Origin of the sequence: Actinomycetospora flava, from assembly GCF_037400335.1 — a bacterium.
In the GTDB taxonomy this organism is placed as follows: domain Bacteria; phylum Actinomycetota; class Actinomycetes; order Mycobacteriales; family Pseudonocardiaceae; genus Actinomycetospora; species Actinomycetospora flava.
On sequence record NZ_JBBEGM010000001.1, the window covers coordinates 1,196,737 to 1,218,192 of the forward strand.

25 protein-coding genes are annotated in these 21,456 nt (G+C 73.3%); 8 read left to right on the plus strand and 17 right to left on the minus strand.

The features are described from left to right. The first annotated feature begins 1 nt into the window (after position 1). Positions 2-817, plus strand: a complete 816-nt coding sequence (locus WCD58_RS05940; protein ID WP_337700469.1) for an alpha/beta fold hydrolase — start codon at positions 2-4, stop codon at positions 815-817. 17 nt (positions 818-834) lie between these two features. On the opposite strand, the gene WCD58_RS05945 is transcribed toward WCD58_RS05940, so the two are convergent. The 11 genes from WCD58_RS05945 to WCD58_RS05995 all read right to left on the minus strand — a co-directional run bounded on the left by WCD58_RS05945 (position 835) and on the right by WCD58_RS05995 (position 8,988). Beyond that, positions 835-1,731, minus strand: a complete 897-nt coding sequence (locus WCD58_RS05945) for an SRPBCC family protein (protein ID WP_337700472.1) — start codon at positions 1,729-1,731, stop codon at positions 835-837. A gap of 18 nt (positions 1,732-1,749) precedes the next feature. Then, entirely contained in the window at positions 1,750-3,072 is a 1,323-nt protein-coding gene (locus WCD58_RS05950) for an FMN-binding glutamate synthase family protein (RefSeq protein WP_337700474.1), read from the minus strand. A gap of 14 nt (positions 3,073-3,086) precedes the next feature. Then, positions 3,087-3,803 (minus strand): glutamate synthase, encoded by a 717-nt coding sequence (locus WCD58_RS05955; RefSeq protein ID WP_337700476.1) that lies wholly within the window; start codon positions 3,801-3,803, stop codon positions 3,087-3,089. After that, on the minus strand, positions 3,791-4,684 hold the full coding sequence (locus WCD58_RS05960) for a class II glutamine amidotransferase domain-containing protein (RefSeq protein ID WP_337700479.1): 894 nt from the start codon (positions 4,682-4,684) through the stop codon (positions 3,791-3,793). The genes WCD58_RS05955 and WCD58_RS05960 overlap by 13 nt, the downstream gene beginning before the upstream one ends. A gap of 62 nt (positions 4,685-4,746) precedes the next feature. Continuing rightward, positions 4,747-5,007: a hypothetical protein gene (locus tag WCD58_RS05965; RefSeq protein WP_337700481.1), complete on the minus strand. Its 261-nt coding sequence runs from the start codon at positions 5,005-5,007 to the stop codon at positions 4,747-4,749. Continuing rightward, positions 5,007-5,684, minus strand: coding sequence for a hypothetical protein (locus WCD58_RS05970; RefSeq protein WP_337700482.1), 678 nt, complete (start codon positions 5,682-5,684; stop codon positions 5,007-5,009). Before WCD58_RS05970 ends, WCD58_RS05965 begins: the two co-directional genes overlap by 1 nt. A gap of 1 nt (position 5,685) precedes the next feature. Continuing rightward, positions 5,686-7,149 (minus strand): APC family permease, encoded by a 1,464-nt coding sequence (locus tag WCD58_RS05975; protein WP_337700484.1) that lies wholly within the window; start codon positions 7,147-7,149, stop codon positions 5,686-5,688. Further along, positions 7,146-7,331, minus strand: coding sequence for a hypothetical protein (locus tag WCD58_RS05980; RefSeq protein ID WP_337700486.1), 186 nt, complete (start codon positions 7,329-7,331; stop codon positions 7,146-7,148). The genes WCD58_RS05975 and WCD58_RS05980 overlap by 4 nt, the downstream gene beginning before the upstream one ends. Next, positions 7,328-7,792: a hypothetical protein gene (locus WCD58_RS05985; RefSeq protein WP_337700488.1), complete on the minus strand. Its 465-nt coding sequence runs from the start codon at positions 7,790-7,792 to the stop codon at positions 7,328-7,330. Before WCD58_RS05985 ends, WCD58_RS05980 begins: the two co-directional genes overlap by 4 nt. Then, positions 7,789-8,088: a hypothetical protein gene (locus tag WCD58_RS05990; protein ID WP_337700490.1), complete on the minus strand. Its 300-nt coding sequence runs from the start codon at positions 8,086-8,088 to the stop codon at positions 7,789-7,791. Before WCD58_RS05990 ends, WCD58_RS05985 begins: the two co-directional genes overlap by 4 nt. A 168-nt stretch (positions 8,089-8,256) precedes the next feature. After that, entirely contained in the window at positions 8,257-8,988 is a 732-nt protein-coding gene (locus tag WCD58_RS05995; RefSeq protein ID WP_337700492.1) for a FadR/GntR family transcriptional regulator, read from the minus strand. Between the two features lie 174 nt (positions 8,989-9,162). Here WCD58_RS05995 and glnT point away from each other — a divergent pair, with 174 nt between their 5' ends. Genes glnT through WCD58_RS06020 form a run of 5 tightly spaced genes read left to right on the plus strand, consistent with a single transcriptional unit; the run spans position 9,163 to position 15,601 of the window. Beyond that, complete coding sequence (gene glnT, locus WCD58_RS06000; protein ID WP_337700494.1) at positions 9,163-10,527, plus strand: type III glutamate--ammonia ligase; 1,365 nt, start codon at positions 9,163-9,165, stop codon at positions 10,525-10,527. Between the two features lie 10 nt (positions 10,528-10,537). Next, a complete protein-coding gene (locus WCD58_RS06005; protein ID WP_337700497.1) occupies positions 10,538-11,824 on the plus strand; it encodes an FAD-dependent oxidoreductase in 1,287 nt (428 codons plus the stop codon). A gap of 45 nt (positions 11,825-11,869) precedes the next feature. Then, on the plus strand, positions 11,870-12,136 hold the full coding sequence (locus tag WCD58_RS06010; protein ID WP_337700498.1) for a sarcosine oxidase subunit delta: 267 nt from the start codon (positions 11,870-11,872) through the stop codon (positions 12,134-12,136). Then, positions 12,133-14,970, plus strand: coding sequence for a 2Fe-2S iron-sulfur cluster-binding protein (locus tag WCD58_RS06015; protein WP_337700500.1), 2,838 nt, complete (start codon positions 12,133-12,135; stop codon positions 14,968-14,970). The genes WCD58_RS06010 and WCD58_RS06015 overlap by 4 nt, the downstream gene beginning before the upstream one ends. Further along, positions 14,963-15,601, plus strand: coding sequence for a sarcosine oxidase subunit gamma (locus tag WCD58_RS06020; protein ID WP_337700503.1), 639 nt, complete (start codon positions 14,963-14,965; stop codon positions 15,599-15,601). Before WCD58_RS06015 ends, WCD58_RS06020 begins: the two co-directional genes overlap by 8 nt. Here WCD58_RS06020 and WCD58_RS06025 read toward each other — a convergent pair. Genes WCD58_RS06025 through WCD58_RS06040 form a run of 4 tightly spaced genes read right to left on the minus strand, consistent with a single transcriptional unit; the run spans position 15,576 to position 19,101 of the window. Further along, a complete protein-coding gene (locus WCD58_RS06025; RefSeq protein ID WP_337700505.1) occupies positions 15,576-16,064 on the minus strand; it encodes a GNAT family N-acetyltransferase in 489 nt (162 codons plus the stop codon). The two genes, WCD58_RS06020 and WCD58_RS06025, sit on opposite strands and share 26 nt — an antisense overlap. A gap of 10 nt (positions 16,065-16,074) precedes the next feature. Further along, positions 16,075-16,878, minus strand: coding sequence for a cyclase family protein (locus WCD58_RS06030; protein WP_337700508.1), 804 nt, complete (start codon positions 16,876-16,878; stop codon positions 16,075-16,077). Positions 16,879-16,891: 13 nt separating this feature from the next. Continuing rightward, positions 16,892-17,833: a fumarylacetoacetate hydrolase family protein gene (locus WCD58_RS06035; RefSeq protein ID WP_337700511.1), complete on the minus strand. Its 942-nt coding sequence runs from the start codon at positions 17,831-17,833 to the stop codon at positions 16,892-16,894. Next, on the minus strand, positions 17,830-19,101 hold the full coding sequence (locus tag WCD58_RS06040) for an MFS transporter (RefSeq protein ID WP_337700513.1): 1,272 nt from the start codon (positions 19,099-19,101) through the stop codon (positions 17,830-17,832). Before WCD58_RS06040 ends, WCD58_RS06035 begins: the two co-directional genes overlap by 4 nt. Before the next feature lie 125 nt (positions 19,102-19,226). On the opposite strand from WCD58_RS06040, the gene WCD58_RS06045 reads away from it, so the two are divergent. After that, complete coding sequence (locus WCD58_RS06045; protein WP_337700514.1) at positions 19,227-19,886, plus strand: TetR/AcrR family transcriptional regulator; 660 nt, start codon at positions 19,227-19,229, stop codon at positions 19,884-19,886. A gap of 7 nt (positions 19,887-19,893) precedes the next feature. Here the strand turns inward: WCD58_RS06045 and WCD58_RS06050 are convergent, their stop codons facing one another. Then, positions 19,894-20,109 (minus strand): DUF3159 domain-containing protein, encoded by a 216-nt coding sequence (locus WCD58_RS06050; protein WP_337700516.1) that lies wholly within the window; start codon positions 20,107-20,109, stop codon positions 19,894-19,896. A 264-nt stretch (positions 20,110-20,373) separates the two neighbouring features. Then, positions 20,374-21,120 carry an enoyl-CoA hydratase/isomerase family protein gene (locus WCD58_RS06055; RefSeq protein ID WP_337700519.1) on the minus strand — a complete coding sequence of 249 codons (747 nt, stop codon included), beginning with the start codon at positions 21,118-21,120 and terminating at the stop codon, positions 20,374-20,376. A 69-nt stretch (positions 21,121-21,189) separates the two neighbouring features. Between WCD58_RS06055 and WCD58_RS06060 the strand changes: the two genes are divergently transcribed. Next, positions 21,190-21,420: a hypothetical protein gene (locus tag WCD58_RS06060; RefSeq protein ID WP_337700521.1), complete on the plus strand. Its 231-nt coding sequence runs from the start codon at positions 21,190-21,192 to the stop codon at positions 21,418-21,420. The last annotated feature ends 36 nt before the right edge of the window (positions 21,421-21,456 follow it).

Sequence of the window (21,456 nt, forward strand, 5' to 3'; positions counted from 1 at the left end):
CGTGATCACTCCCGACGGTGTCGAGCTGGCGGTCCAGGTGCACGGGCCCGAGGACGCGCCACCGATCCTGTTCCTGCACGAGTTCGGCGGCGACCACCGCTCGTGGGTCCCGCAGGTCGCACACTTCGCGGACCGGTACCGCTGCGTCACCTACGACGCGCGCGGCTACCCGCCCTCGGCCGTGCCGACCGATCCCGCCGCCTACTCGCAGGACCACGCCGTCGCCGACGCCGTCGCGGTGCTCGACGGCCTGGGGATAGAGCGCGCGGTCGTCGTCGGCAACTCCATGGGCGGGTTCGCGACCCTGCACCTCGGGCTGCGCCACCCCGGTCGCTGCGTCGCCCTCGTCGTCGCGGGCTGCGGCTACGGCGCGCCCCCGGAGCAGACGGAGGCCTTCCGCGCCGACGCGCTCGCGCTGGCCGACGCCTACCTGCGCGACGGCAGCGCCGCGGTCGCCGCCGACTACGGGAACCGCGCCTCCCGGCAGCCGCTGCGCCGCCGCGACCCCGCCGCCCACGACGAGCACCTGCGGATCCTCGCCGAGCACGACCCGACCGGCGCGGCCCTGACCATGCGCGGCGTCCAGGCCGCGCGGCCCTCGATCTACACGCTTCGCGACCAGCTCGCGACGATGACCGTGCCGACCCTGCTCGTCGTCGGCGACACCGACCGCGACGCCCTGGACGCCAACCTCATGCTCGCCGCGACGCTGCCGGACGCGGGGCTCGCGGTCCTCCCCCGCACCGGGCACCTCACCAACCTCGAGCTGCCGGAGGTGTTCAACCGGCTCGTGGCGGACGTCCTCCCGTCAGCGTGAGGCCGAGGCCCGGGTCGTCAGCCCTCGGCGACCGCGGCGAGCCGGTCGAGCGAGGCCCGCAGCCGGTCGGGGGTCGTGGCGCGGGCGCGCGCGAAACGGTGCTCGTCGACCAGGTGCGACCAGTCGTAGGTCTGCCGGACCGCGGTGCGGTCCCCCGCCTCGCCACCCAGGGGCTGGAGCTCCCAGCGCCAGAGGTGCCCGGGCGGCGGCACGCGGCCGGGGTCCGACGGCGTCCACGCGAGCAGGCGGCCCTCGGTGAACTCGACGACGTGGTTCTCGCGCTCCTCGCCCATGGTCAGCCGCGTGACGAAGACGTCGCCGACGGCCCGCACCCGCTGGCCGCCCGCGGACGCGGCGAGGTTGTCGTTGCCGTCCCACGCGGGCTGGCGGGCGGGGTCCGCGATCAGCTCGAACACCGAGGCCGCCGGCGCCGCGATCACCCGGGCGGCGGTGGCGACGCGCGGCGTGTCGTACAGGGCGGCGAGGCGCTCGGCGACGCCGCGCACCGTCTGCCCGTACGGGTCGTCGCCGAGCACGCCGAGCACCTCCTGCCCGCGGGCGAGGTGGTGGCGCGCCCGGTCGTCGTCGCCGACCCGGCGGAAGTCGTCGGCCAGGCCGAGGTGCAGCGACGGGTAGAAGGCCGCGACGGACAGTCCGCCGTGGAACTCCTGGGCGCGCTCGTCGGTGACCTCGTCGGCGGCCTCGAGCGCGCGCAGGTCCCACGCCAGCTCCTGCTCGACGTCGGGCTCGGCGTCGGCGGCGAAGTGGGCGACCACGCACCGGTGGAACGCGTCGTCCTCCGCCACGGCGGCGCGCCACAGCTCCGCGAACGCGGACCGCGCGCCCTCGACGTCACCGGCGCGGAAGAGCTCGCCCGCCGCGCCGATGTGGGTCATCACGGGATCATCCGTCACGCCCCGCACCGTAGAGGCTCAGAATCCCCGGCCCGGGATCCAGTTCGTGCCGGCCAGCGGGACGCGGGCCATCGCGGCCGCTTCGATCGTGAGGGCGACGAGGTCCTCGGGTTCGAGGTGCAGCACGTGGGCCTTGCCGCACGCCCGCGCCAGGGTCTGCGCCTCCATGGTCAGCACGCGCAGGTAGTTCGCCACCCGCCGGCCGCCCTCCACGGGGTCGAGGCGGGCGGCGAGTTCGGGGTCCTGGGTGGTGATCCCGGCCGGATCCTTGCCGTCCTGGTAGTCGTCGTAGAACCCGGCGGCGGACCCGATCGCCTCGTACTCCGCGGCGTGGCGGGGGTCGTTGTCGCCCAGGGCGATCAGCGCGGCGGTGCCGATGGCGACGGCGTCGGCGCCGAGGGCCATGGCCTTGGCGACGTCGGCGCCGGTGCGGATGCCGCCGGAGACGATGAGCTGGACCTTGCGGTGCAGCCCGAGCTCCTGCAGGGCCTGGACGGCCTGGGGGATGGCGGCGAGGGTGGGGATGCCGACGTGTTCGATGAAGACTTCCTGGGTGGCGGCGGTGCCGCCCTGCATGCCGTCGACCACGACGACGTCGGCGCCGGCGGCGACGGCGAGTTTGACGTCGTAGTAGGTGCGGGTGGCGCCGACCTTGACGTAGACCGGTTTCTCCCAGTCGGTGACCTCGCGCAGTTCGCCGATCTTGATGGCGAGGTCGTCGGGGCCGGTCCAGTCGGGGTGGCGGCAGGCGGAGCGCTGGTCGATGCCGGCGGGCAGGGTGCGCATCTCGGCGACCCGGTCGGAGATCTTCTGGCCGAGCAGCATCCCGCCGCCGCCGGGCTTGGCGCCCTGCCCGAGCACGACCTCGATCGCGTCCGCCGCCCGCAGGTGATCGGGGTTCATCCCGTACCGGCTCGGCAGCAGCTGGTAGACCAGCGTCTTCGACTCGCCCCGCTCCTCGTCGGTCATCCCGCCGTCGCCGGTCGTCGTCGACGTCCCGACCTCGGACGCCCCGCGGCCCAGGGCCTCCTTCGCCTGCGCCGACAGCGCGCCGAAGCTCATCCCCGCGATCGTCACGGGGATGTCGAGGTGCAGCGGCCGGGTCGCGTGCCGGTCGCCCAGCACCACGTCGGTGTCGCAGCGCTCGCGGTACCCCTCGAGCGGGTAGCGCGACATGCTCGCGCCCAGGAAGAGCAGGTCGTCGAAGTGCGGCACCGCGCGCTTGGCGCCCCACCCGCGGATGTCGTACACGCCGGTGCGCGCCGCGTGCTGGATCGCCGCGATGCTCGCGCGGTCGAACGTCGCCGACTCCCGGAGCCCTCGTTCGGCCGGGTTGGTCACTGGTAGCTCTCCCCTCAATAGCTGGCGCTGTGCTCGCTGGTGAAGTGGTACAGCGTCCGACCCGAGCCGTAGCGGCGGAACTCGTCGACGGGATGGTCGAACCCGGCCGCCGCGAGCAGTTCCGCGAGCTCGGCGCGGTGCTCGTCGCGCAGCGGCTTCTCGACGCAGTCCGCGCCGAGCGACCCGACCCGCCCGCGCACGTAGAGGCGCGCCTCGTAGATCGAGTCACCGAGCCCGTCGCCGGCGTCGCCGCACACGACCAGCCGCCCGGCCTGCGCCATGAACGCGCCCATCGCGCCGATGGCGCCGCCGACGACGATGTCGATCCCCTTCATCGAGATGCCGCAGCGCATCGACGCCCGGCCCTCGATCACCAGCAGGCCGCCGCGTCCCGTCGCGCCGGCGGACTGCGAGGCGTCCCCGCGGACCCGCACCGTCCCCGACATCATGTTCTCGGCGACGCCGTTGCCCGCCGAGCCGTCGACGACCACCCGGCCGCGCTGGTTCATCCCGGCGCAGAAGTAGCCCGCGTTGCCGCGGACGTGCAGGTCGATCTCGTGGTCGATGCCGGCGCCGATGGAGTGCGCGCCCGCCGGGTTGAGCACCTCGTAGGACGCCGCGGACGGCGCATGGAGCTCGGCGTTGAGGGCGCGCACCCCGGCGTCGCGCAGGTCGACGGAGACGGGGCGGGCCGACCGCTCCTCCGCCTCCGACCGGCTCAGCGCCGCCACGTGTAGACCTTGCCGGGGTCGGGCTCCCAGACGCGGGCCTCGCCGATGCCCGGGAGGTCGGCGAGCGCCCGGAACTCCGAGGCCATCGCCACCCACCGCGGGTGCTCGGCGATCACCGCCGGCTTGCAGGCGATCTCGTCGCGGACCACCGCGAAACCCTCGTCGGAGGTGACGAGCAGCGTGTAGAAGCCGTCGAAGGTCTCGCCGAGGCGCAGCAACGCCTTCTCGAGGTCGTCGCCCTCGGCCAGGCAGGACGCCACGAAGCGGGCGCCGACCTCGGAGTCGTTCTCCGAGTCGAAGCTGACACCCCGGCGCATGAGGTCGCGGCGCACGGTGGCGTGGTTGGAGAACGACCCGTTGTGCACCAGGCACTGGTTCGGGCCCACCGAGTAGGGATGGCAGCCCTCGGGGATGATCGCGGACTCGGTGGCCATGCGGGTGTGCGCGAGCCCCTGCCAGCCGGTGACCCCGCGCAGGCCGTAGGTCACGGCGAGGTCCGACGGGTGCCCGACGCCCTTGTAGACGACGAGGTCGCCGCCCCGCCCGACGACGAGCGCGTCGGGAGCCGCCGCGGTGACCGCCGCCGCGAGCGCCTCGGCGGCCACCGGTGCGGTGAGCACGGTGGTGTCGCCGACGCGGGTCGCCGTGACGGCCGGACCGCCCGGCAGCAGCCCGCCGACCGCCGCGTCGAGATCCCCGGGCGCGCGCAGCACCGACACCGCGCTGTGGCCGGGCGGGTTGCGCTGCTCGTCGCCGTAGACCGCGACCCCCACGGAGTCGGGCCCGCGCTCGGAGACACCGCAGAGCATGTCGTCGAGGAGCGCGCCGAGCACCGGATGGAGCTCGGGATCGCGGAGGTGCAGACCGATGATGCCGCACATGGGACTCAGCCTTCCTGCGTCGGGAGGGACCGGGTCGACCTACTGACAGGAAACTAGTTTGCCTAGGAGGAGACGTCGACCGGTACCGCCCGACGGGCCGCCCACGTGTACGCGTCGAGCACGCTCACGGCGTACACGAACAGCCCGCCGGCCAGGCGGCCGACGAGCGAGGTCTCCGGTGTCGTGAGGTTCCAGGTGATCACGCCGAGCAGCAGCGTGTAGAACGCGAACATCAGCCCGCGCACCGGCAGCCGGGCCAGCACGTGGCCGCAGCCGGGCAGCAGGACGGCGACGACGAGGACCATCCAGGGTCGGACGCGCATCAGGACCTCACTTCCACGGCGGTGCGCTCGGCGCGGTCGCCCACGCGGCCGAGCACCGCGACCGCCCGGGCCAGGACGTCGGGACGCAGGCGCGGGTCGTCGAACACCGCCCGCCGGGTGCTGCGGTAGCTCGCCTGCTCGGCCTCGGCGACCCGCAGGACCACCCGCAGCCCGCCCCGGCCGACGGCGAGCTCCTTCGTGTCCGGGTCGGCGAGCAGGTCGGTCGCCGGGGCGAGCACGTCGGGCGACGGCGCCCGCCCCGGGCCCGCGCAGGAGACGCGGACCGGCCGCGGCACCCCGGCGGGCGGCTCCAGCTCGTGGCGGAAGCCGGAGTCCGGCGAGAAGAACTCGGTGCCCAGCGGACGGAGCAGGACGTTCAGCGTGCCCGGCACGGCGAGCCGCCGGTGGACGACGACCTCGACCCACAGCACCGGCAGCTTGCGCAGCGCGACCCCGTCGACGATCACCCGCAGCGTCACCGGCCACCCGTCGAGCCGGCCGGTGAGCACCGGGTGGTCACCGCGCTCGCCGACCAGCCGGGCGTCGTCGAGCAGCGGCACGACCTCGGCGAACAGGCGCCACCGCTGCGCCGCGTCCGCCGCCCGGGCCCGCCGGTGGAGCACGGCGAGCGCGACGAGGCCCGCGGCCACGACCAGCAGCACCACCACCGTCGCCATCTCAGTACCCCTGCGGCCGTGGGAGGTCTGCGGTGAACTGCGCGCCGCGGCGGACATACTTGTAGCGCCGGAGCACGAACCAGATCGAGGCGAGCAGGTAGAACGACAGGATCGAGAGCAGCGCGACGCCGTACCCGAGGAACGTCGCGAAGAAGACGACGGCCGACAGCGCCAGCAGTGCGATCGCCGGCGCCGGGTGCAGCGGCAGCGTGTAGGCCCGGGCGATCGTGCCGAGGGGCCACAGCTTGCGGAACCGCATGAAGCTCGGCCCCATGAAGCTGTACATCAGCAGGCCCGACAGGATCGAGAAGGTGATCACCGTCGAGAGCAGCGTCGGCTCGTCGAGCACCACCGGCAGCAGCGCGAAGGCGATCGCGACGGGGACGAGGAACACGATCGCCCGGAACGGCGTGTGGTACCGCGGGTGCACCGCGCCGAACCATTCCGGCAGGTAGCGGTCGCGCCCCATCGAGAACCACGCCCGCGAGGCGTCGTTGATGCAGCCGTTCGCCGAGGCCAGCGTCGCGCACAGCGTGCCGAGCAGGAGCAGCACCACCAGCACCCCCTGGCCCGACACGAGCGCGGCGTCGAACAGCGGGGTGATCGCCGTGCCCAGGTAGTGCCAGGGCAGGGTGCCGGCGCAGACGTACCAGGTCAGCGACGCCGCGATGATCAGCGTCATGATCCCGGCCAGGCTGCCCAGCGGCACCGACCGCGGCGCGGAGCGGCACTCCTCGGCGGCCTGCGCGGTGCCCTCGATCCCGAGGTAGAACCACATGCCGAACTGGAACGCCGCGATCACGCCGATCCAGCCGTACGGCAGCGCGTTGGTGACGTCGCCCGCGAGGCCGGCCAGGTCGAGCTCGGCCGACGGCGACCACGCCTGCAGACCCACGAAGAGCACCAGGATCGTCGCGAAGGCGAACGCCGTGATGACGAGGTTGAGCGTCAGCGACGCGAACACCCCGCGGTAGTTGAGGAAGGCCAGCGCCAGGATCGCGAGCACCGCGAACGGGTACGGCGAGAGCTCCTGCTCGCTGCCGAGCAGCCCGGACAGCGCGGTGAGCAGCGCGCTCATGACGTTGGCGTTGGCGGCCTCGAGCATCGTGTACGCCAGCGTCAGGTACAGGCCCACGTTGAACGCCATCAGCGGCCCGACGGTGTGCTTGGCCTGCGCGTACTGCCCGCCGGCCGCCGGGATCGCCGAGGTCACCTCGGAGTTGATCATGACGATGCACGTGTAGAGCAGGCCGACCACCCAGCAGGCGACCAGCGCGCCGTACATGCCGCCCTTCTCGACGGCGAAGTTCCAGCCCATGAACTCGCCGACGAGCACGATGCCCACGCCGAGCGCCCAGATGTGCATCGGGGCGAGCACCTTGCGCAGGGCCGGGCGGTCGGTGCCGGGCCCGTCGCCGGACCCCGTCGCGGCGACCGGGGTCGGGGCGTCCTCGGTGGCGCTCATGCCGACCTCACCCCCGCGCCGTCACCGGTGGCCGGCGGCGGGTCCTCGAGCGGATCCGGGGCGTTGACCAGCGACGCCTCGTCGTGCCGGCGCCCGGTGCGCAGCAGATCGTTGATCATCCAGGCGGCGATGACCGCGCTGAGCACCCACGCGATCAGCTCCACCACGCCCACGGCACTCATGGCTGCCTCCCGGCGTTCTCGGTCGGACCGGCCGTCCCGGCGGGACCGAAGCGCTCCTCCACGACCTCGCGGTACTCGCGGTACGACACGCGGTAGACGAAGCCGAGGTACAGGCCCAGCAGCACCACCGTGCCGAGCAGGGCGAGGACGTCGATCTCGTACTTGTCGCCGGAGGGCTGGTTCGCCTCGACGCCCGCGGCGAGCGTCGCCTCGTCGGCGACCCCGGCGTCGATCATCTTCTGGTACTGGGTGCGCTCGCCGGGCGTCAGCGGCTGCTCGGCCAGAGGCCGGGCCGGGGTCGACGTCTCGTCCTCGGCACTGGTGATGTACGTGGTGGCGAACAGCGTCACGAAGATCAGGACGAGCACGACGACGGCGTCGAGGAGCTGGCCGCCCACCGACTGCTTCGGGGGCTCGTAGACCGGGCGTGGTGCGGCGGTGCCGCCGCCGGCCGCGGTCACGACCCGCCCCCGTCGCGGGCGGCGCGCTGGGCGTCGAGGTTCTCGATGTCCGGGCGGTAGACCTGGTCGCTGGCCAGGCGATAGCGGCGGACGAGGGCCGCCGCCGACGCCGTGTTCAGGCCGCCGAGCGCGACCACCGCCACGGCGAGCACCACGAACAGCCCGGTGCTCGGGACGGTCGGGGCGGCGGCGACGAGGACGAAGACCAGCACCACCCACATCGCGACGGTCGCCCCTAGGGCGAGGAGACGGTCGCGGCGCAGGAGCACCGCGATCCGTTCGTCGAGGCTCTTCATCGGCATGCCTCCGGGCGCGGCGCACCGGCGTCACGAGCGATCCGACGACGTCGTGCGGGCGCTGGTCCGTGCTTTGGTCTGGAGCGCAGACCATGGACGGAGGGAGAGTAGGTGGCCCACGCCACACCGTGTCAACCCCGCGTGAAACGGACGGGTGCCCGGATCAGGTCAGGCCGAGGACCACTCAGGGTCGCCGTCCGTGTCGTGATCCGTGCCGAAGACGATCGCCCGCAGCTGACGTCTCGCCCGCTCGAGGTGGGCGCGCATCGCCTCGGCGGCCAGGCCGGCGTCGCCGTCGCGGACCGCCTCGAAGATCGCCTGGTGGTCGCGGAGCGTCTCCTCGACCGGCTCGCGGAACGGCAGCAGGTCGCGCGGGCTGAAGAGCTCGCCGCGGGCGGTCTCGACGGCGTCGGTGAGCCGGTCGTTGCGCGCGGCCCGGGCCAGGGCGACGTGGAATCGCGAGTCGGCCTGGCGGAACGCGGTGCGCCCGATGACGTCGCGCAGCGCCCCGAGCGACTCCTGCACCGGGGCGAGCGTGGCCTCGCTCCGGCGGTGCGCGGCCAGGGTCGCGGTCTGCGTCTCGAGCGCGATCCGGAAGTCGACGATGTCGTCGATCTCCCCGGCCTGCTCGCGCATCCGGGCCCGCCACGCCTCGGCGGGCCGGCGCAGCTCGGTGACGTACGTGCCCCCGGTCGACCCGCGCCGGACCTCGACGTAGCCGTCCTCGCGGAGCTGCCGGATGGCTTCCCGCAGGCTGATCCGCGCGACCCCGAGCTGCTCGGCGAGCTCGCGCTCGGCAGGCAGGCGCTCCCCCGGGCTGACGTCCCCACGGTGGATGCGCATCCGCAGGTGGTCGGCCACCGCCTGGGTCAGCGACGTGGAGGTGACCTGCCGGGCCATGACCCGAGACTAGCGCTCCTGGTCACCGTGTGTATCGGGCCGGAAGTCGGGGCCCTCGCTGGCCTTCCGGCCGGGTGTGACGGGGTTGACACTCTCCCCCGGTCACGGTTGCCTCTCCAAAGGTTCTAACTCCACACCTTGATCCGCCGTCGGCGCGGCAGAGGGAGGCCCGGCATGGCCATCGGTGATGACAGTGCACGGAACGACCTGCGGGAACGCGCCGAGGCCGACGGCATCGAGTTCTTCCTGGCGATGTTCGTCGATCTGCACGGCAAGCCGTGCGCGAAGGCGATCCCGTTCTCGTCCTTCGACCTCCTCATGGACGGCGGGGCCGGGTTCGCCGGTTACGCCGCGGGCGACCTGGGCCAGTCACCGGCCGACCCGGACGTGCTCGTCGTCCCCGACCCCGCCTCCTACACGCCGCTGCCCTGGAAGCCGGGCGTCGCCGTGCTGCACTGCGACCCGCACGTCGAGGGCAAGCCCTGGCCCTACGCGCCGCGCGTGATCCTCAAGCGCCAGCTGGCCGAGCTCGCGGACAAGCGCGGCTGGGTGTTCAAGACCGGCACCGAGCTCGAGTACAGCCTGCTGCGCCGCCGCGAGGACGGAACGCTCGAGTTCGCCGACCCGCACGACACCGCCGCCAAGCCCTGCTACGAGGTCAAGGGCCTCACGCGGATGTGGGACCACCTCTCGACGGTGTCGCGCCACCTCAACACCCTCGGCTGGGGCAACTACGCGAACGACCACGAGGACGGCACGGGCCAGTTCGAGAACAACTGGGAGTACTCCGACGCGCTGACCACGGCCGACCGCACGATCTTCTTCCGCTACATGGTCCACATGCTGGCGCACGACGCCGGCATGGTCGCCACGTTCATGCCCAAGCCGTTCAGCACCGTCACCGGCAACGGCCTGCACATCCACCAGAGCCTCTGGACCCAGGACGGCACGCCGCTGTTCGAGGACGACGCGGACTCGCTCGGCCTCTCGCCGACCGCCCGGCACTACCTGGGCGGGCTCATCGAGCACGGCCGCGCGGTCGCCGGGATCATCTGTCCGACCGTCAACTCCTACAAGCGCATCGGCGTCGGCGCGCCCACCTCGGGATCGACCTGGGCCCCCGCGTACGTGGCCTACGGCGGCAACAACCGCACGGTGATGCTGCGGGTGCCCGAGGGCGGGCGCATCGAGCACCGCGGCGTCGACGGCTCGGCCAACCCGTACCTCGCCGCCACCGCGCTGCTCGCGGCCGGGCTCGACGGCATCGACCGTGAGATCGACCCGGGCGCCTGCACCGACGACAACCTTTTCACCCTGCACAGCGACGAGGTCCGCGCCCGGGGCATCAAGCACCTCCCGAAGACGCTCGACCGGGCCGTCGAGGAGCTCGTCGCCGACGACGTCCTGCGCGCCGCGCTCGGCAAGACCTCGGGCGGCGACTTCATCGACTACTACGCCGCGGTGAAGCAGCAGGAGTTCGACGAGTACCACGCCGCGGTCTCCGACTGGGAGGTCCGCCGCTACCTCACCCAGGCCTGAGAGGACATCGTTGACGAACAACGGCAGTTCCCGGTCCGACGGCCATCGCCTGTCGGGGTACTCGGCGTGGAGCCTGCTGCGGCACGGGGCCGTGGGAGGCGAGTGGCCGCGCGCGTGGCGTGAGCACGACCTCGAGTCGTCGTACGACGCGGTGATCATCGGTGGTGGTGTGCACGGTCTGGCGACGGCCTATTACCTGGCCCGGGATCACGGGATGCGGAATGTGGCGGTGCTGGACAAGGCCTACATCGGGTCGGGGGGTTCGGGGCGGAACACCGCGATCCTGCGGTCGAACTATCTGACCCCGGAAGGGGTGCGGTTCTACGACCGGTCGGTGAAGCTCTACGAGCACCTGGCCGCGGATCTGAACTACAACGTGATGTTCTCCCAGCGCGGGCATCTCACGTTGGCGCACAACGACGCGTCGCTGCGCACGATGCGCTGGCGCACCGAGGTCAACAAGCAGCAGGGCGTCGACTCGTCGGTGATCGACCCCGACGAGATCGCGAAACTCGTCCCGTATCTGGATGTGTCGTCCGAGGCGCGGTATCCGATCCTGGGGGCGCTCTACCACCCGCCGGGCGGGATCGTCCGCCACGACGCCGTGGTCTGGGGCTACGCGCGGGGGGCGGACGCGCACGGGGTGCACATCCACCAGCAGACCGAGGTCACCGGGATCGACGTGTCGCACGGCCGGGTCACCGGTGTGCGGACGAACCGGGGTCGCATCTCCACGCCGGTGGTGCTCAACGCCACCGCGGGGTGGGCGACGCTGATCTCGGACATGGCCGGGGTGTCGATGCCGGTGCAGACCTTCCCGCTGCAGGCGGCGGTGACCGAGCCGGTGCGCCCGTTCCTCGACACCGTCGTCGTGTCGGGCACGCTGCACGTCTACGTCTCGCAGACCGACCGGGGCGAGCTGGTGTTCGGCGCGAGCGTCGACCCGTTCGCGTCGTACTCGATGCGCGGCTCGCTGGAGTTCACCGAGGGGATCGCGGGGCATGTGCTGGAGCTGATGCCGGCGTTGCACCGGATGCGGCTGCTGCGCCAGTGGGCCGGGCTGTGTGACATGACCCCGGACTACTCGCCGATCATGGGTCCGACCCCGGTGGAGGGGTTCTACGTGGACGTGGGGTGGGGGACCTACGGGTTCAAGGCCGGCCCCGTGTCCGGTGAGGCGATGGCCGCGACGCTGGCGTCGGGGAAGCCGCCGGAGATCATCGCGGCGTTCGGGCTCGACCGGTTCGCCGATGGGCGCCTGGTCGGGGAGAAGGGCGCGGCCGCGGTCGGCCACTGAGCAGTCGTGGACCCGTTCTCGTCGTCTCGCTGGGGTGATCTGCTGATGATGCTGTTGCCGTGCCCGTGGTGCGGGCCGCGGAATGCCACCGAATTCCGGTATGTCGGTGAGGCCGGTCCGCGCCCGGACCCGGGGTCCGCGACGCCCGAGGAGTGGCGGCGCTACCTCTACATGCACGCCAACCCGTGCGGGCCGGTGCGGGAGACCTGGTACCACCGCGCCGGCTGCCGCCGCTACCTCGCCGTCGAGCGCGACACCGCCACCAACGAGGTCTTCTCCGTCACCGACTCGGCGTCCGGAGCCGCGCGATGAGCCTGCTGCCCCTGTCCCGCGGCACCCGCGGCACCCGCGCAATCCCGGACTCGGCGCGGCTGGGCCCGCAGCCCGGTGAGGTGATCGACCGCGGGCGCAGCGTCCCGTTCACCTGGAACGGCGCCGCGCACAGCGCCCATCCCGGCGACACCATCGCCTCGGCCCTGGCCGCCGCGGGGGTGCGGGTGTTCTCGCGCAGCTACAAGTACCACCGTCCCCGCGGGCTGCTGACCGCCGACTACCTGGACCCGGGGGCGTTCCTGCAGGTCGGCGACGAGCCCAACGTGCGCGGCGCGCACCGTCTCGTCGAGCCCGGGATGGAGGTGTCGTCGCAGAACACCTGGCCCTCGTTGCGGTTCGACGTCAAGGCGGTCAACCAGCTCGCCGGCCGGTTCCTCGCGACCGGGTTCTACTACAAGACCTTCATCAAGCCCGAACCGCTCTGGCCGCTCTACGAGAAGGTCCTGCGCCGCTTCGTCCACGCCGGAACCATCACCCCCGAGGTCGGGGCGGCCTACTACGACCACCGGTATGCCCACCCCGACGTGGTCGTGGCCGGCGGCGGACCCGCCGGCATGGCCGCCGCCCTCGCCGCCGCCCGCGGCGGCGCGTCGGTGATGCTGGTCGAGGAGAACCACCACCTCGGCGGGCACCTGCGCTACGGCGACACCGCCGACCTCGCCGCGCTGGCCGAGCTGCGCGCCCAGGTCGCCGGCCAACCCGGCATCGAGGTCCTCACCGACTCCGTGGTCACCGGCCGCTTCGACGACAACTGGATCCCCGTGGTCCAGCGCGGCCTGCCCGGTGTCACCGAGCGCCTGATCAAGGCCCGCGCGAAAACGCTGATCGTGGCGCCGGGGCTGATCGAGCGGCCCTACGTGTTCGCCGGCAACGACCTGCCCGGGGTCATGCTCTCCACCGCGGTCCGCCGGCTGATCAACCTCTACGCGGTGAAGCCCGGACAGCGGGCCGTGGTCCTGACCGCCAACCCCGACGGCGACGCCGCCGTCGCCGACCTCGCGCGGGCCGGCGTGGAGATCGCCGCCGTGCTCGACCCCCGCCGCGGCGACGGCGTCCGCGCCGCTCACGGGCACGGCGGGCTGCGCGCCGTCGAGACCGGCACCGGGCAGAGGATCGAGGCGGACCTGCTGGTCACCGCGACCGGGTGGACGGCGCCGACCTCGCTGCTCAACCAGTCCGGCGACCGCCCGATCTACGACCCGGCCGCGGCCCGGTTCCTGCCCGACCCCCGGCGCATGCCCGACAACGTCCTGGCCGCCGGCGGGATCGTCGGCGACGGCACCACCGCCCAGCTCGTCGAGCACGCCGAGGCCGTCGGCCGCGAGGCCGCCCGCCGCGCCACCTCCGGACCCACCCCCGTCTCCGTGCCCGAGCTGAAGCCCGCAGCCCACCCCGAGCTCTTCAGTGCCGGCACCGGGGGGTTCGTGGACTTCTGTGAGGACGTGTCCGCCAAGGACATCACCACCGCGGTGGCCGAGGGCTACGACTCGGTCGAGCTGGTCAAGCGCTACACCACGGTCACCATGGGCCCCACCCAGGGCAAACTCGAGACCGTCAACGCCGTCGCCCTGGTCGCGGCCGCCACCGGCAAGAGCATCGCCGAGACCGGCACCACCACCTGGCGCCCCGTCTACTCCCCGGTCACCCTCGGAGCCCTGGCGGGGCGGCCGCACGAACCGGTCCGGCACTCCCCGATGCAGCCCTGGCACCAGCGCCACGGCGCGACCCCGCTGGTGGCCGGGCAGTGGATCCGCCCCGAGCACTACGGCGACCCCGCCGCCGAAGTCCGCGCCGTCCGGGGCGGGGTGGGGATCATCGACGTCACCCCGATCGGCAAGCTCGACCTCCAGGGCCCCGACGTCCCCCAGCTGCTCAACCTGCTCTACGTCAACAAGTGGTCCAAGCTCCCGATCGGGCGCGTCCGCTACGGGGTGATGTGCGCCGAGGACGGCGTGGTCCTCGACGACGGTGTCACCGGCCGGCTCGGGGAGCACCACTACCTGATGTCCACCACCTCGAGCGGGGCGGCGACGGTGTGGGAGTGGGTGGAGAACTGGCTGCAGACCGCCCACCCCGACTGGCGCGTCCACGTCACCCCCGTCACCACCGCCTACGCCTCGATCAACATCGCCGGCCCCCGCTCCCGCGACCTCCTCAGCAGACTCACCGACGTCGACCTGTCCAGCGACGGCTTCGGCTACATGAACGTCCGCCGAGGGACGGTGGCCGGGGTCGCCGAGTGTGTGCTGTGGCGGATCGGGTTCACCGGCGAGCTGTCCTACGAGATCCACGTCCCCGCCTCCTACGGGCTGCACGTGTGGGAACAACTCATGGCCAGCGGCGCCGATCTGGGGGTGGCGCCGTTCGGGGTGGAGGCCCAGCGCATCCTGCGTCTGGAGAAGGGCCACGTCATCGTCGGGCAGGACACCGACGGCCTGACCCAAGGGTTCACCGCCGGCCTCGACGGGCTGATCAAACTCGACAAGACCGACTTCGTCGGCCTGCCCGAACTGCGCTGGCAACACCAGCGCGACGAGCACCCCCACCTCGTCGGGCTGCGCCCCCTCGACGGCTCGGTCGTCCCGCCGGAGGCCAGCCAGATCCTCGACCGGTCCGGCGGCATCGCCGGGCGCGTGACGTCCAGCCGGATGTCGCCGACGCTCGGCCGCGCGATCGGGCTGGCGCAGATCGACCGCGACCTCGCCGCCGTCGGCACCCACGTGACGGTGCGTCTCCCGGACGGGCGCGACATCACCGCCGAGATCACCGACGCCGTCCACGTCGACCCCGAAGGAGAGCGCCAGCGTGTCTGACCGCACCCCTCCCCTGGCCCGCGGACCGGTCGCCGTCGACCCCGGCGTCGTGCGCGACGGCTGGGAGGTCGACGCCCGGGTCGCCACCGGCCCGCTGACGCTCTCCGACGAGTCCCCGCTGGCCAAGGTGCACGTCCGCGCGCCGTTCGACGGCGCGAGCCCCGCCGCCCTCGGCGTCGGCTTCGGCCGAGCCGCCCGCGCCGACCTCGGCACCGGGGACGTGCTCGTCGTGGGCTCGGGCCCCGGCGAGTGGCTCGTGCTCGGGGCGCCGAACACCGCGGGGGCGCTGCGCGCCGCGATCGAGGAGCGCCTCGCCGGAACCGGGGAGTTCACCACGGTCCTCGACCTCACCCACGGCCGCGCGCTGCTCCGGCTCACCGGCCGCGACGCCGCCACCGTCCTCGCCGCCGTCTGCGCGATCGATCTCTCCGACACCGTCACCCCCGACGGCACCGCCCTGCGCAGCTCCCTCGCCGCCGTCGTCACCGACCTCGTGCGCGACGACCAGGACCAGACGGCCTCCTACCTCCTGCACGTCGAACGCTCGTCGGGCCAGTACCTCGCCGACGCCCTCCTCGACGCCGGCGCCCCGTCGAGGCTGGAGATCACCGGGTTCCGCGGCCTGAGCTGATCGACCTGGTCATCCGCGACTCGGTGACGGCCGGATCGCTCGGCAGCGGACCGCGCTCGCCGGTGGCGACGAAGCCGTGGCGCTCGTAGAAGCCCCGGGCGCGCGGGTTCCCGTCGACGACCCAGAGCGCCAGGCGCACCGCGCCCTCGTCGCGGGCCCACCCGACCACCGCGTCGACCAGCGCGTCGGCGACGCCGTGGCCGCGGTACTCGGGGGCGACCCACATGCCGACCAGGTGCCGGCCGTCCGGGTCGTCCGGTTCGGGCACGCCGACGGCGACCCCGACGTCACCGGCCAGGAACCACGCATGGGTGGACACGCGCCGCCGCCACTCGGCCTCGTCGTACGCCTGCTCGCGGGCCAGGGTCGACGCGAAGACCCCCGGCGCGTCGGCCAGCGCCCGCAGGCGCACGTCCCGCGCCGCGACCCAGTCGTCGGCGGCGGCGCGGCGGATCGTCGTCACCCACCCATGATCAGTCCTCGACGAACGCCACCGCCCGGGCCGGCGCGGCGCTGGTGCCCGGGAGCTTGATCGGGAAGAAGCCGACCGTGAACCCGGTGAGCGGCAGGGCCCCGAGGTTGGTCATCTGCTGGACGATGAACGCCTCCTTGTCGCGGATGGCGAAGTGCCCGTCCCAGATCTGGCCGGGGTCGCCGGTCTCCTCGAACGCCCGGCGCATCACGGGGAACGGCCGGTCCCAGGCCATCGCGTCGGTGCCGAGGATCGTGGCGCCGCGGGAGGTCAGCCAGCGGGTGGTCTCGCCGGTCATGCCCGGGTAGTTGAAGTACTCCGGGTCGGCGACCGTGTACCAGTCCTCCTGACCGGTGCGCAGCAGCACGGCGTCGCCCTCGGCGATGTCGCGGCCGGTCGCCTTGACCGCGGCCTCGAGGCCCTCGATCGGGATCGCCTCGCCCGGCGACACCCATTCCCGCAGGTCGAGCACCATGCCGGGGCGGAAGAGCTCGTCGAGGCCGATGTCGCTCAGGGTGCGGGCGGGGCGGCCCTCGACGCGGTTGCCGCTGTGGAGCGGGGCGTCCACGTGCGTGCCGCAGTGGGTGTTCATGTCGGTGAGCAGGTCCTCGCCCCAGCCCTCGCCGTCGGGGAGGTCGGCGGGCTCGCAGCCGAAGATCGAGGTCATGCGGTCGAGGCCGCCGGACTCCGGGCGCAGGTACTCGATGCGCGGCGCGATCACGGTCTCGAGCGCGCGGAACGACTCGTGGACCTGGGCGCGGCGCTCCGGGTCCATGGTGCGGGTGAGGTCGACGAGGGTCGTCACGGGAAGCTCCGGATCAGTAACCCGACCGCAGCCGGGTGACGGGGGGTGCGGGCAGGATCGTCTGGGAGGTCTCCCCCAGCACCGGTGAGCGCAGGGAGACGACGTCGCCGGGCTTCAGCCAGCCGGAGAAGGCGGCGATGTCGGCGGTGTCGACGTGCTCGAGCAGGCAGCCGCCGGGCACCGTGCCGGAGCCGACGACGTCGCCGGGCACGAGGTCGGTGCCCCGGGAGACGTAGGCGAGGATCTCGCCGAACGACCAGTCGGCGTCCGCGAGCGAGCCGCGCGCGACCTCGGTGCCGTTCACGGCCGCCGACACCTCGACCGGGAAGCGCCCGTCCGGCGCCGGGGCGAACTCGTCGACGGTGACCAGCGCCGGGCCGAGCGTGATGGCGCTGTCCTTCGCCTTGCCCATCCCGATGCCGTGCGCCATGTCGCGGATCTGCAGGTCGCGGGCGGACCAGTCGTTGAAGAACGTGAGCCCGACGATGTGGCTCGCGGCGTCGTCGGGGTGCAGGTCGCGGCCGCCGCGCCCGATGACCGCGCCGATCTCCAGCTCGAAGTCGAAGAGCTCGCACGCCGGCGAGATCGCCACGTCGTCGTGCGGGCCGACGACCGCCGCGGGGTTGCCGAAGTAGAACGCGGGCGTCTGCGACCACACCTCCGGGAGCTCCGGCGGGCGGCCCAGGGCGCGGTAGCAGCCGCGCAGGTGGTCGAGGAAGCACAGCGCGTCGCGCACGGCGGGCGGCCGCGGGACCGGCGCGAGCAGCCGCACCGCGTCGAGCGGCCGGACCTCGGCGGGGTCGGTCCGCGCGGTCTCCCCGGCGGCGGCGAGGCGCTCGCCGTCGTCCCCGAGCAGGGACACCAGCGTGGTGCCGGCGGCCAGGCCGTGGACCTTGTCGCCCTCGAGCAGGCCGGCGCGGTCACCGTCGCCGGCGTCGTAGGTCACCCACTTCATGACGCTCCTCCTGCGGTGGTGGTCGCGGGGACGGACGCGTCCGCCGCGGGGGTGGTGCTCGGGAAGCGCGGCGCGGTGAACAGCAGCACGACCGCGACGCCGAGCAGGGCGACGGCGCCGAGCAGCGGCGCGGTGTAGCTGCCGGTCGCACCGCGCACGGCCGCCATGAGCAGCGGGCTCGCGCCGACGCCGAGCGTGAACACGGCGTAGAAGACGCCGAACATCCGGCTGTAGGCGGCCATGCCGTAGTAGCGCGCGACGAGGTAGCCGACGACGTCGACCTCCGCGCCGAGGGCCAGCCCGACGCCGACTGCCGCGGCGCTCGCGAACGTCGGCCCGCCGACGACGAGCGCGACGTAGCCGAGCGCCGCCACCAGCAGCACGCCGACCATGACGCGTGGCGCGAAGAAGCGGTCGACGAGCAGGCCGCTGATGACCCGTCCGACGATCACCGCGATCCCCACGAGACCGGCGGTGGCCGCCGCGGACGTGGGCGCCACGCCGGCGTCGCGGAGCAGCGGCACGAGGTGGACGGTCAGGCCGCCGACGGCCAGGGAGATGGCGAGGAACGCGACGGCGAGTCGCGCGAACAGCGGGGTGCGCAGCAGGGGCGCGACGCGGAACCGGGGTGCGGCCACGTCGCTCGGCGCGGCCGCGGCCGGGCGGTGGCGGGGCATGAGCAGCAGCACGAGCACCGCGCCGGCGAGGATCACGACGCCGAGGATCCGGTAGCCGCCGCGCCAGTCCTCGGCGATCGTCCCGCCGAGAATCTGCGGGACGGCGAAGGCGACGAGCCCGGCGCCGCCGAGCGCGATGCCGAGGGCGAGTCCTCGCGCGCGGTCGAAGCGCTCGTTGACCGTGCGGGTGAACGACACGGCCGTCGAGGCCGCGGCCAGCACGTACATGCCGACCCAGATCGCGAGGTAGCCGGCGAAGGACCCGCCGCTCGCGGAGAGCAGGAAGTAGGCGGCGCCGAGCACCACCAGCGAGATCACGCCGGGCAGGCGCACGCCGAACCGGTCGACGATCACGCCCACGAGCGGCGAGGTGAGGATCGTGATGACGGCGCCGACCAGGGCCAGCGACGACAGCTGGGACCGGGACCATCCGAACTCGGCCTCGAGGGCCGGGATGAACAGGCCGTTCGTGTAGAAGGGCATCACGGCGACGCCGGTGCCGATGCCGACGGTGGCCGCGGTCAGCGCGGCCCAGTGCCGGCGCAGCTCGCCGACGGGGCCCGGCGACGGGGCGGGCGGGGTGAGGGACATGAGGTCTCCGGTGACAGGAATCCGTACCCGAGTACAACTTCGATGTCCCCGGACGCTAGGACGTTGACTCCTACGAAACAAGACCCGAGTACAGATTCGTGGGTGCTCGTGGTGTACTGGGGGCGATGAACCTCGACGAAGCGCCGACGATCCGCGAGCTCGTGGCGGAGTCGGACGCCACGCCCGGGCCACCACCGTCCCGCCGCACGCGCGGGCGCCACGAGCGCCGCGACCGCATGTTCGAGGCCGCCGTCGAGCTCTTCGTCGAGAAGGGCTTCGACGAGACCTCGATGGACGACATCGCCGAGCGCGCCGGCCTCGCGCGGACCACGGTGTTCAACCACTTCCCCCGCAAGGTGGCGTTCCTGGAGGAGTGGACCCTGCGCCGGCGGCAGCGGGCCGCGCTGTCGTTCAAGGACTCCGACCGCACGCGCCAGCCGGCGCGGATGCTGCTCGGGAACTACTTCCGCGCGCTCGCCGCGGTCAACCTCGAGACCCGGGTGGAGACCTCGGCGATCATGCCGCTCGGCGTCCGCCAGACCGACATCCTGCTCGACCACCCGCTCTCCCGGGATCTCGCGGAGCTGCTCTCGGACGCCGACACGGTGCTCGCGCCGTCCGCGACGCCCACGCAGGTCGGGCGCCTCCTGGCGCTCGGCTACTTCTCGGCCGTCACCCGCTGGGTGGCCGTCGAACCGGAACCCTTCGACCTCGCCGCGGAGCTCGCGGCCCTCCTCGACACCGTGCTCGACGGGGCCCTGGCCGGCGAGGGCCGGCCGGGCTGAGCACGGTTCATCCCGTGATCAGGCGCTTGGTCGTGCGACGGAAGGCCCAGATCACGACCAGGCCCATCAGCGCGGTGAGGGGGAACCCGGTGACGACCTTCGCCGCCGCGAGCCCGCCCGTGGCCTCGGCGAGGTGGAGCGTCCGGTTCACCGCGAAGCGTCCGGCGAACACGACCGCGGCGAACGCGGTGGCGACGACGTGCTCGGCAGCAGGGCGATCCACGCGGTGGCGACCGAGAAGACGATCGCCGGCACGTTGGTGTAGACGACCCCGGGCCAGCCGCCCATCTGCGCGAGGATCGCCCGGCCCGGCGACACGGGTGCTCCCGACGCGGCGACCGGCAGTGGCGCGGTGACGGGATCGAGGTCCTCCCCCCGGTGGCGCGGCTTCTCGGTGATCATGTCGTCCCCTCCCGGGGTGTGCTGCGCCGACCGTGCCGAGGGAAGGCCGTGACGTTGCGGCACACTCAAGGCGGCATGACCGGGGTCACCCGGCGCCGAGGGAACTCCGGTAGGCGGCGAGCGCGGCGCGCGTGTCCGCGGCGGCGAAGACGCCGGCGAACTCGTCGACGCTGAGGTCGATCCCCGCCGACAGCGGCTGGTCCTGCCAGGTCTCGAAGAGCCGCTTCTGGGCCGCGACGACGGTCCGGGTGTGCCCGGTGACCCGTGCGAGCAGGTCGCCGACGGCCGCCTCGAGGTCCTCCGGGGCGACCGGCCGCCCGCAGAGCGCGGCGACCTGAGGGGCGTCGGCCGGGTAGACGTCGCCGGTCAGGATCATCTCCTTGGCGTGGCCGAGACCGACGAACTGCTGCAGCAGCGCGGCGTCGATCACCGAGGGGATGCCGAGGCGCACCTCGGGCAGCCCGAAGCGCGCCCGGGTGGTGACCACCCGCAGGTCGGCGGCGAGCGCGAGCTCGAACGCGCCGCCGAGGCAGTGGCCGTCGATCGCGCAGATCGTGACGGCGGGGATGCGCCGCACCGCGGCGAGCAGGTCCCGCAGGGCGGTGATGAACGAGCGCGCCGCGTCCGGCCCGTCGAGCGCGAGGAACTCGCCGACGTCGACCCCGGCGCTGAACGCGCGGTCGCCGGCGCCGCGGAAGACGACGGCGCGCAGGTCGCGGTCGTCGAGCAGCCCCGTCACCTCGTCGATGTCGGCGCGGCGCAGCGCGTTGCGCTTCTCGGGGCGGTCGAACGTGACGTGCAGGACGTCGTCGGTGCGCTCGGCGCGAGCCATGCCACTCTCCTCGGGGTTCCTCGGCGTCGTCGACGTGCGCATGATGGAGGTCCGGGGAGGGAGGCCGCCGTGTCCGACGAGGAGCTGATCGTCGAGTTCGCCCTGGCGCGTCTGGACCACCCGGGCCTCGATCTCGACGAGGTCGCCGCGCTGCTCGTGCGCCGTCTCGGGCCGGAGCGGACGGTCGACTTCGCCGCGCAGAACCTCGCCGACCGCGGCGAGCTGCGCGGGTCGCTGTTCGACGCGGCCGTCGAGCGGGTCATGCGGGTGGTCCTGACGCTGCGCGACGCCCAGGGCTGAGAGCCGCGCCACAGCCGCTTGAGCATGCCGTGACGG

Bases quoted from the DNA above. Each gene is read 5' to 3' on its own strand.
- WCD58_RS05995 (WP_337700492.1), bottom strand. From the start codon at position 8,988: ATGGCCCGGCAGGTCACCTCCACGTCGCTGACCCAGGCGGTGGCCGAC.
- WCD58_RS05965 (WP_337700481.1), bottom strand. From the start codon at position 5,007: ATGCGCGTCCGACCCTGGATGGTCCTCGTCGTCGCCGTCCTGCTGCCC.
- glnT (WP_337700494.1), top strand. From the start codon at position 9,163: ATGGCCATCGGTGATGACAGTGCACGGAACGACCTGCGGGAACGCGCC.
- WCD58_RS05970 (WP_337700482.1), bottom strand. From the start codon at position 5,684: ATGGCGACGGTGGTGGTGCTGCTGGTCGTGGCCGCGGGCCTCGTCGCG.
- WCD58_RS06015 (WP_337700500.1), top strand. From the start codon at position 12,133: ATGAGCCTGCTGCCCCTGTCCCGCGGCACCCGCGGCACCCGCGCAATC.
- WCD58_RS06035 (WP_337700511.1), bottom strand. From the start codon at position 17,833: ATGAAGTGGGTGACCTACGACGCCGGCGACGGTGACCGCGCCGGCCTG.
- WCD58_RS06040 (WP_337700513.1), bottom strand. From the start codon at position 19,101: ATGTCCCTCACCCCGCCCGCCCCGTCGCCGGGCCCCGTCGGCGAGCTG.
- WCD58_RS05980 (WP_337700486.1), bottom strand. From the start codon at position 7,331: ATGAGTGCCGTGGGCGTGGTGGAGCTGATCGCGTGGGTGCTCAGCGCG.
- WCD58_RS06010 (WP_337700498.1), top strand. From the start codon at position 11,870: ATGATGCTGTTGCCGTGCCCGTGGTGCGGGCCGCGGAATGCCACCGAA.
- WCD58_RS06055 (WP_337700519.1), bottom strand. From the start codon at position 21,120: ATGGCTCGCGCCGAGCGCACCGACGACGTCCTGCACGTCACGTTCGAC.
- WCD58_RS05960 (WP_337700479.1), bottom strand. From the start codon at position 4,684: ATGTGCGGCATCATCGGTCTGCACCTCCGCGATCCCGAGCTCCATCCG.
- WCD58_RS06045 (WP_337700514.1), top strand. From the start codon at position 19,227: ATGAACCTCGACGAAGCGCCGACGATCCGCGAGCTCGTGGCGGAGTCG.
- WCD58_RS05990 (WP_337700490.1), bottom strand. From the start codon at position 8,088: ATGAAGAGCCTCGACGAACGGATCGCGGTGCTCCTGCGCCGCGACCGT.
- WCD58_RS05975 (WP_337700484.1), bottom strand. From the start codon at position 7,149: ATGAGCGCCACCGAGGACGCCCCGACCCCGGTCGCCGCGACGGGGTCC.